Source organism: Saliniramus sp. (assembly GCF_035311605.1).
Classification (GTDB): domain Bacteria; phylum Pseudomonadota; class Alphaproteobacteria; order Rhizobiales; family Beijerinckiaceae; genus Saliniramus.
Genome location: NZ_DATGCW010000225.1, coordinates 1 through 8468 on the forward strand (window position 1 = coordinate 1; position 8468 = coordinate 8468).

8 protein-coding genes are annotated in these 8468 nt (G+C 63.2%); 1 reads left to right on the forward strand and 7 read right to left on the reverse strand.

All coding sequences use genetic code 11. The features are described from left to right. A partial coding sequence (locus VKP01_RS10230; RefSeq protein WP_324412044.1) for a GGDEF domain-containing phosphodiesterase occupies nucleotides 1-1026 on the forward strand: 1026 nt, incomplete at its 5' end. Here the strand turns inward: VKP01_RS10230 and VKP01_RS10235 are convergent. The 7 genes from VKP01_RS10235 to VKP01_RS10265 form a co-directional block, all read right to left on the reverse strand. Next, on the reverse strand, nucleotides 995-2125 hold the full coding sequence (locus tag VKP01_RS10235; RefSeq protein ID WP_324412045.1) for a M20/M25/M40 family metallo-hydrolase: 1131 nt from the start codon (nucleotides 2123-2125) through the stop codon (nucleotides 995-997). The genes VKP01_RS10230 and VKP01_RS10235 overlap by 32 nt on opposite strands. Nucleotides 2126-2146: 21 nt before the next feature. Next, on the reverse strand, nucleotides 2147-3802 hold the full coding sequence (locus tag VKP01_RS10240; protein ID WP_324412046.1) for an ABC transporter ATP-binding protein: 1656 nt from the start codon (nucleotides 3800-3802) through the stop codon (nucleotides 2147-2149). After that, nucleotides 3799-4683 (reverse strand): ABC transporter permease, encoded by an 885-nt coding sequence (locus VKP01_RS10245; RefSeq protein ID WP_324412047.1) that lies wholly within the window; start codon nucleotides 4681-4683, stop codon nucleotides 3799-3801. The genes VKP01_RS10240 and VKP01_RS10245 overlap by 4 nt, the downstream gene beginning before the upstream one ends. After that, nucleotides 4680-5624 (reverse strand): ABC transporter permease, encoded by a 945-nt coding sequence (locus tag VKP01_RS10250; protein WP_324412048.1) that lies wholly within the window; start codon nucleotides 5622-5624, stop codon nucleotides 4680-4682. Before VKP01_RS10250 ends, VKP01_RS10245 begins: the two co-directional genes overlap by 4 nt. Nucleotides 5625-5759: 135 nt before the next feature. Then, on the reverse strand, nucleotides 5760-7385 hold the full coding sequence (locus tag VKP01_RS10255; protein ID WP_324412049.1) for an ABC transporter substrate-binding protein: 1626 nt from the start codon (nucleotides 7383-7385) through the stop codon (nucleotides 5760-5762). Between the two features lie 276 nt (nucleotides 7386-7661). Then, on the reverse strand, nucleotides 7662-7802 hold the full coding sequence (locus VKP01_RS10260; RefSeq protein ID WP_324412050.1) for a hypothetical protein: 141 nt from the start codon (nucleotides 7800-7802) through the stop codon (nucleotides 7662-7664). Continuing rightward, nucleotides 7795-8468: hypothetical protein (locus tag VKP01_RS10265; protein ID WP_324412051.1), on the reverse strand; the 674-nt coding region annotated here is incomplete at its 5' end. The genes VKP01_RS10260 and VKP01_RS10265, both read right to left, overlap by 8 nt.

Genomic DNA, 8468 nt, shown 5'->3' on the forward strand with positions numbered 1-8468 from the left:
GGCGAGGATCTGCTCGCCACGCTTGATGCGCCCGTGCGGATCCAGGGCCGCAGCGTCGCGCCCCGTTGCAGTATCGGTCTGGCCCTGCTTTCCGAGGATGCACGCACCGCCAAGGAAGTGTTCAAACACGCCGATATTGCGCTCTATCAGGCCAAGGCGCGCGGGCGCGGCACGCTCTGCCTGTTTGATCCCGCGATGAAAGCCGAGTTGGAGGAACGCCGCGCCATCGGCGACGACCTCGCCGTGGCGCTGCTCGCCGACGAAATCGACATCGCACTCCAGCCCAAGACATCCTTCAAGGATGGTTGCCATACCGGTTTCGAGGCACTGGTGCGCTGGCAGCGCGGGGGAGCCTCGGTCCCGCCGCCGCTGATGATCGCCGTGGCCGAGGAGAACGGGCTGATCGTGGCCCTGGGCTATCGCATCTTCGATCTCGCGCTGGCCACCATCCGTAATCTGACCGATGCCGGGCTGGAACCGGGAACCGTAGCGGTGAACGTCGCTGCGATGCAGCTGCGTCAGGACGATTTCGTCACACGTGTACTGGGTCTGCTCGACAAACACGCCCTGCCGCCTGCTGCGCTGGAAGTCGAAGTTACAGAGCATGTCCTGCTCGATGGCGGCGATGACTGTATCGCTCGCACGCTGGCTGCGCTTCGCGCCCACGGCATCCGCGTCTCGCTCGATGATTTCGGCACCGGCTACGCCTCGCTGACCCATCTCAAGCGATTCCCGGTGGATTGCCTCAAGATAGATCAATCCTTCGTGCGCGACATCGCGCGCGACCCCGATGACGCGATCCTGACGCGCACGATCATTACCCTGGCGCACTCACTCGGCATGGAGGCCGTCGCGGAGGGAGTCGAGGGTATCGAGCAGTACCAGTTCCTGGAGGAAGAAGGCTGCGATTACGCGCAGGGTTATCTCATCGCCCGCCCCGTCGCGCGACGGGACGTGGCCGATTACCTGCGCGGTTTCGCCGCCCCTGCCCCGATCACGACAGGGTTGCGAGCAACCCGGCCATGACCCGGCCCCGGCTCGCGAGCGTCTCGATCCGGATATGCTCCTGAAGCGTGTGCATCATCGCGCCTTCGACGCCGAGACCGTCGAGGGTTGGGATGCCCATCGCGCCGGTGAAATTGCCGTCGGAGCCGCCGCCAGAGCTCTCATGATAGAACGGCATGCCGACCCGCTTGTGGAAATCTTCCGCCATGGCGCAGAGTTCGAGCCCGCGCTGATCCACCTCCCAGACCGGGCGGGTCACGCCCCGGCGCACGTCAAAGACGACATCGCCCGATGACGTCGCGAGTGAGAGCATCTTCTGCACACCCGCATCGAGATCCTCCTGGCGCTTGGCCATGGTCAGCACCTCGGCATCAGCGCGTGAGGAGACGCAATTCACCCATTGCCCGGCATGGATCACACCGACCGAGAAGGTACAGGCATCCGTGGTCATTTCCTCGATCTGGATGATGCGCCGTGCCATCTCACGAATGGCCGAACGCCCGTCGGAGAGCCGCGCACCGGCATGGCTGGGGCGCCCGATCGTGGCGATGTTGAAACGCGCGATCGCGTAGCGACCGGAGGTGACGCCGCCCTTGTCGCGCCCGGGCTCGGGCACAAGCACCACTTTCGCGCGCGAAGCCTCCGCCTCGATGAGGTCGCGCACAGAGGGCGTGCCGATCTCCTCGTCGGGGGTGAACATGATCGTCACCGGCAGCTTCGTCTCGATACCGGCGCGGGCGAGCTGGCGGATGGCTTCGAGGGTGAGATAATTCCCGCCCTTCATGTCGCAGATGCCGGGCCCGTAGCAGATGTCGCCATCACGCCGGAAGGGCAATTTCTCCAGCGTGCCGACCGGATGCACCGTATCGAGATGGCCGAGAATCAGGATACCGGGTTCGCCGGCATTGGGATGGGGAAAGCGCGCACGCACGCTGTCGCCGAGCCCCATCCGGCCTGGAATGCGCTCGATGGTGGCGCCCATGCAGGCGAGTTCGCAGGAAGCGAGATCCATCATGCGGTTGACGGCGGCGGCGTCCCAGGTCGGGCTCTCGCATTCGATCCATGGGCGAAGCCCTTCGAGCATCGCGTCCGAATCGAAGGGCAATCCCTTGATATCCATGATTTCTCTCCCCGGAATTTGTTATGATTGTTTCTGTTTCAGCGCGGCGAGCGTCTCGGAGACCGGGCGAAAATTGCCGAAATCCCAGTCCCGCCCCGGTGCCGCCTCGATCAGGGCGCGCGTATATTCTGTCTTCGGATCACCCAGCACCGTCGCTGCCGGCCCGTATTCCACCACGTTGCCGTGCTGCATCACCATCACGTCGTCGCAGATCTGGGCCGCGACGCGCAGATCGTGGGTGATGAAGAGCAACCCGATGCCGAGCCGCTTCTGAATATCATCGAGCAGTTCCAGCACCTGCGCCTGGACCGAGACGTCGAGGGCCGAGACGGCCTCGTCGGCGACGAGCAGATCAGGATCCATGGCGATGGCGCGCGCGATGGCGATGCGCTGTCGCTGGCCGCCCGAGAACTGGTGCGGATAGCGATCGAGCGCCGATCCGGGCAGGCCGACCAGCTCCATCAGCTCCCGCGCGCGCTCCATGGCCTGCTTGCGCGGCACGCCGAAATTGGTCGGCCCCTCGATGATCGATTCCCCCACCTCGATGCGCGGATTGAGCGAGCGAAACGGGTCCTGGAAGACGATCTGGACCTTCTTGCGATGCGGCTTCAAGGCGCGCTGCGAGATATCCGCGACCTCCGTACCGGAGATGCGGATCGAGCCCTCCGTCGGCTCGATCAGACGCACGATGCAGCGCGCCACGGTGGATTTGCCCGAGCCCGATTCACCGACGATTCCAAGCGTTTGCCCCTGGCGCAGCGTGAGATTGACGTCCTTCGCTGCGACCACAGAGCGGCCCTTGCGAAACAGGCCGCTCGATTCGTAGGTTTTGCCCAGACCCGTCGTCTGCAGCACGATCGGCTTGTCATTGAGCTTGCGGGCCGGGCGCGGAATCAGACTCGGGACGGCTTGCAGCAAATCCCGGCTGTAAGCCGTCTTCGGTTCGCGCAAAAGCGCCTCGACGGGCCGCGTCTCTTCGATTTCACCCAGCCGCAGCACGGTGACGTCGTCGGCGATCTCGGCCACCACGCCCATGTCATGGGTGATGAACAGAACCGCCGTGCCCTGCTCCTCGCGCAATTCGCGGATCAAAGCCAGGATCTGCTTCTGGGTGGTGACGTCGAGCGCCGTGGTCGGCTCGTCGGCGATGAGCAATTGCGGGCGCAGGATCAGCGCCATGGCGATCATGATGCGTTGGCGCTGGCCGCCCGAAAGCTGGTGCGGATAACTGTAATACAGGTTCTCCACATTCGGCAGATGCACATGCTCCATCATCTCCAGCACGCGCTTGCGCCGGGCCCTGCCATCGAGCTTGGTGTGGGCGTCGAGCACTTCCGCGATCTGGTCACCGACGCGGTGCACGGGACTGAGCGCCGTCATCGGCTCCTGGAAGATCATCGACATGGCCGTGGCACGCAGGGACCGCATGCGCTTGGGCGAGGCATTGAGGACGTTCTCGCCCTTGAGCAGGACCTCCCCGCGCGTCGGCGCGAGCGCCTTGGGCAGGAGCCCCATCACCGAGAGCGCCGTCAGCGATTTGCCCGAGCCGGATTCGCCCACAAGGCACATCGTCTCGCCGGGCCTGATGCCCAGTGAGAGCCCCTTGACCACCTCGTAACCCGGGTCACCACCCAGTCCGATACCGAGATTGCGGATGTCGAGTAGCGTATCGCTCACCGGTCGATCCCCCGCTTGGCCATGCGCGGATCGAGCGCATCGCGCACCGCGTCACCCACGAGATTGATGGAGAGAATGGTGACGGACAGCACCAGCCCCGGCCAGAAGATGATGCCGGGATTGATCTGGAAGTAGATTCGCCCCTCCGCCATGATGTTGCCCCAGGTCGGTGTTTCCGGGCTGATACCGGCACCGAGGAAGGACAGGATCGCCTCGATCAGGATGGCCGAGGCGCAGATGTATGTCCCCTGCACGATCAGCGGCGCGATCGTGTTCGGCAACAGATGCCGCGTCAGTATGCGCCAGGTGGAAGAGCCGGCGGCCATCGCCGCCTCGACATAGGGCTCCTCGCGGGCCGAGAGCACCACGGAGCGCACCAGGCGCACGACGCGCGGCACCTCCGGAATGGTGATCGCGATCAGCACCGTCCAGAGGCTGGCGCCCGAGAGCGCCACGATGGCGATGGCGAGCAGAATGTTGGGGATCGCCATCAGCCCGTCGACGACACGCATCAGGATGGCATCGAGGCTGCGGAAGAAGCCGGCGATGAGGCCGACGGCGAGGCCGAGCAGCACCGCCGCGACCGCAGCGCCGACGCCGACGATCAGGGAGATCCGCGCGCCATAGACGACGCGCGAGAAGAGATCGCGCCCGAATGCGTCGGTGCCCAGCCAGTTGAGTTCACTCGGGGGATCGAGACGCGTCGCCGGCGACAGCCGCGTCGGATCATAGGGGGTTACCCAAGGTGCGAAAATCGCAGCAAGCACGATCAGCAGAAGCATAAGCGATGCGAATGCCACGATCGGGCTGGAAAAGACGATTTCGCGCAGTTGCGTGATGCGCGACGGCGAGCCGCCGGTGGGCGCTGCTTGCGTGCTCATTGGTAGCGAATCCGCGGATCGAGGAAGACATAGGCGATGTCGATCAACAGATTGATGACGACATAGACAAGCGAGGCGAGCAGGATCACCGCCTGGATAACCGGATAGTCGCGTGCGAGCACTGCATCGACCGTGAGGCGCCCGATACCGGGCAGGTTGAACACGCTCTCGGTAACGACGACACCCGAGATGATCAGCGCGAAGCCGATACCGATCACGGTAACAATCGGCACCGCACAATTACGCAGCGCATGCCGCATCAGCACGCGGACGTCGCTCAGCCCCTTTGCATGCGCCGTGCGGACGTAATCCTCGTTGAGGATCTCCAGCATGGAAGTACGGGTGATACGCGCGATCAAGGCAATATAGAGCAGGGTCAGAGAGATCGTGGGCAGGAAGATCCGCTCGACGAAAGGGCCGATGCCCTCGGTAATCGAGCGAAAGCCCTGAACCGGAAACCAGCCGAGCTGCATCGAGAATATCTGGATCATGACATAGCCGATGACGAAGATCGGCACCGAAAACCCGATCACCGAAATCGCCATGACCAGCCGGTCGATGATCGTGCCCTGCTTCCAGGCAGCGATCACGCCCAGCGGCACGGCGATGATGATCGACAAGGTGATGGTCGTCAGCGCCAGGCTGATCGTCGGCTCCAGCCGCCCGGCGATCATCGTGATCACCGGCTGCTGCGAAATGATCGAGACGCCGAAATCACCCCGCAGAAGATCACCGATCCAGTTCAAGAACTGGATATAGATCGGATCGGTCAGGCCGAGCCGCTCGCGGATCGCCGCCAGTTGAGCCGGCGTGGCCGTATCGCCGGCGATGATCGCGGCGGGGTCCCCTGGCGTCAGGCGCAGGAGCAGGAAGACAAACAATGCGACGAAGCCCATGACGGGGATCGCGGCGAGAATGCGCTGCACGATATAGCCGAGCATCGGACGCTCTCGTGAGATGAGGAAAGACATACCCGGAGAGCGCGCCGCTCACTCTTCACGACGCGCGATCATGCGGGCTCACAGTGCTTTCGCCCCGACCACCCCTTGCAGGGTGGCCGGGAACGGGAAAGCCTGTCAGTTCTTCGTGATATTCCAGAAGAACGGTGCCGGTCCATCCAGCACCCCTTCAAGGTTGGTGGACCACGATGCGGGCACGATGTACTCGCCAACCGGCACATACATCACTTCGTCATAGGCGAGCTCCTGCAGCTGGCGGGCATATTCCACCTGCTCCGCAGGATCCGTCGCCTCGGCATAGGCCTTGCGCAGTTCTTCGGCCTCCGGCACGTCCGGCCAGCCGAACCAGCCGCCTTCGGCGCCACGCCCGTTGACCATGTTGTTCACCAGCGGGTTGAACACGTCGGCGCCGACCCAGTTGGTGAAGAACATGTTCCAGCCGCCATCATCCGGCGCGGCCTGGCTCGCGCGACGCCCGACCAGGGTCTGCCAGTCCATTGCCTGAAGATCGACCTCGAAACCGGCATCCCGCAGAAGCTGCGTCGCGACGACGGGCTGGGTCCGCAGGGTGACGACATCCGTCGGATGCATGATCACGAGCGGCGTGCCATCGTAGCTCGACGCTTCCAGCAACTCGCGTGCGCGATCCATATGGCTCTCGGTTGCAAATTCCGCACCGACGTCGCTCGCGAGCGGCGTGCCGCAGATGAACATCGCGGGGCAGACGTTGTAGAGATCCGGATTGCCGATCATCGCATCCAGAATATCCTGCTGGTTCAACGCAGCAAGAGCCGCCTGACGGACCTGCTGATCATCGAAGGGAGCGTGCAGGAAGTTCATGCGCCCGATGGTCTGATAGCCGAGCTCGTTCTGGTTGCGCACCACGAGCTCGGGATTGCTTTCCAGGATCGGCAAAAGATCTGCCGGTGGCTGCTCCCAGTAATCGATCTCACCGGCGAGCAGCGCGGAGAGCGCCGTCTGGTCGTCGGCCATCGTCACCCATTCGACGCGATCAACGTTCACGACCTTGCCGCCGGCGGCCCAGCTTGAAGGCTCGTCGCGGGGGATGTAGTCCTCGTTCTTGACATAGACCGCGCGGACACCAGGCTGGAACTCGTCCTGCACGAAGCGGAACGGGCCGGAGCCGATCTGCTCGGGAATCGCCTCGGTCGACGGCGTGCTCGCCAGCCGCTCGGGCATGATGAAGGGCACGTTCGAAGAGGGCTTGGCCAGGCTGTCGAGAACCAGACCGTAGGGCTGGGTGAGATTGATCACGACGACGTTGTCGCCATCGCCTTCCATGCTGTCGATATAGGTCATGAGCACCTGGCCCATGCCATCGCGCTCGCCCCAGCGGCGGATCGAGGCAATCACATCGGCGGGACGCACCGGCTCGCCGTCATGGAACATCAGCCCGTCACGCAAGGTGAAGCGGTAGGTCATCCCGTCATCCGAGATCTCCCAATCCGCCATCTGCGGCTGCACTTCGAAATTCGCATCGAGCGCCACCAAGGTATCGAACACCATGTAACCATGGTTGCGCGACATGTAGGCAGTGGTGATGATCGGGTCGAGCACACGCAGATCCGAGTGCTTTACAGCGCGCAGCGTCTGCGCCTCGACGGGCTGGGCCAGCGCACCGAGGCCAAAGGCCGCGACGCCGAGCGCCGTCATGCCCAGAAGCGATCGCCTGAGCAGCCCGAGCGATGCGCTCGCCGGGCGGGATTTCCTGATTTCATTCATTGTCGACTCCTCCGCATGATGACCGCAATTGCGCGCGCCCTCGTTTTGATCGGAATGCTTACGCTGCGGAACTGACTGTCATCTGACCAGCGAAGTCGAGCACCGCCCTCCCGGCATGTCAACACGGGGCAAGACGATGTTTCGCCCGCTTAGTGCAGGGGTTTGCGCACGGAGTTTCTATTGACGCTCAAGAAAGGAGCGATTTCTGCACAATCAGTAGGATATTGCCAGCGCGGGCGGCATGCGATGGGCAAGCGCAGAGCTGATTTTCCACGGTCAAAAGCCCAATTCACCCTGCGCGATCTCATCGAGCCTGATGATCCCCAGCAGCATCAAGGTCCGGGGCCGCTTTGCGACGTTTCCAACCGCGAAGGCCATGCCCTTGCGTGGATACTCCTCGTTGAATTTCTCATCCATCCATTTGAGCGCCGCTTCGTCGCTTGCGAAAGGTTGTGTGCACCTCCCAGTCGCCGCACATGAAATGACGCCGGCGACCACTCTCCTCGAAACGGAAGCGGAAGTCGTTTGGCGTCGGCTCAAGCGCCTTCAGATCGGTATCAAGGAAGCTCGTTTGCCGCTCGACCGCAGCAAAATGCTCGCGCTCCCTAGCGATACGCTCGGCTGATTTTCGTTTGAAGTGGAACGATGACCGGCGCGGCCTGATCAGCGCCAGCGACACGCCCTGCGCTGCGGCCTCATCGATCGACGGCACGATCAGCGGGTTGAGGAAACGGGCGCGCTCGTTTTGCTTCATGTGCCCGGTAACGCGCATTCGATCCTCAAAGACCTTGCAGCTCTCGCGGCGCTTGTCATGGGACGGAAGCTCGTACTCGAAATCGACCCATTCCCAACGGCGAAACGTACTGCCGTCATCGAGTTGCCGAAACCGGACCGGATAGAGACGTTTCCACGCCCCCTCCACCGTCACACCGGCGCAGCACACCGTTTCCTGGTGCTTCCTACTCGGCTGCGGCAAGGCCTTTACGAGGATCAGGGCGCGGGATTGCTGAAGCATGTTGGCCGTATTTTTCCAACCTGTCCGCAAACAGATGAAAAATTCCCGCCGACAAGCGCTCGCCGATC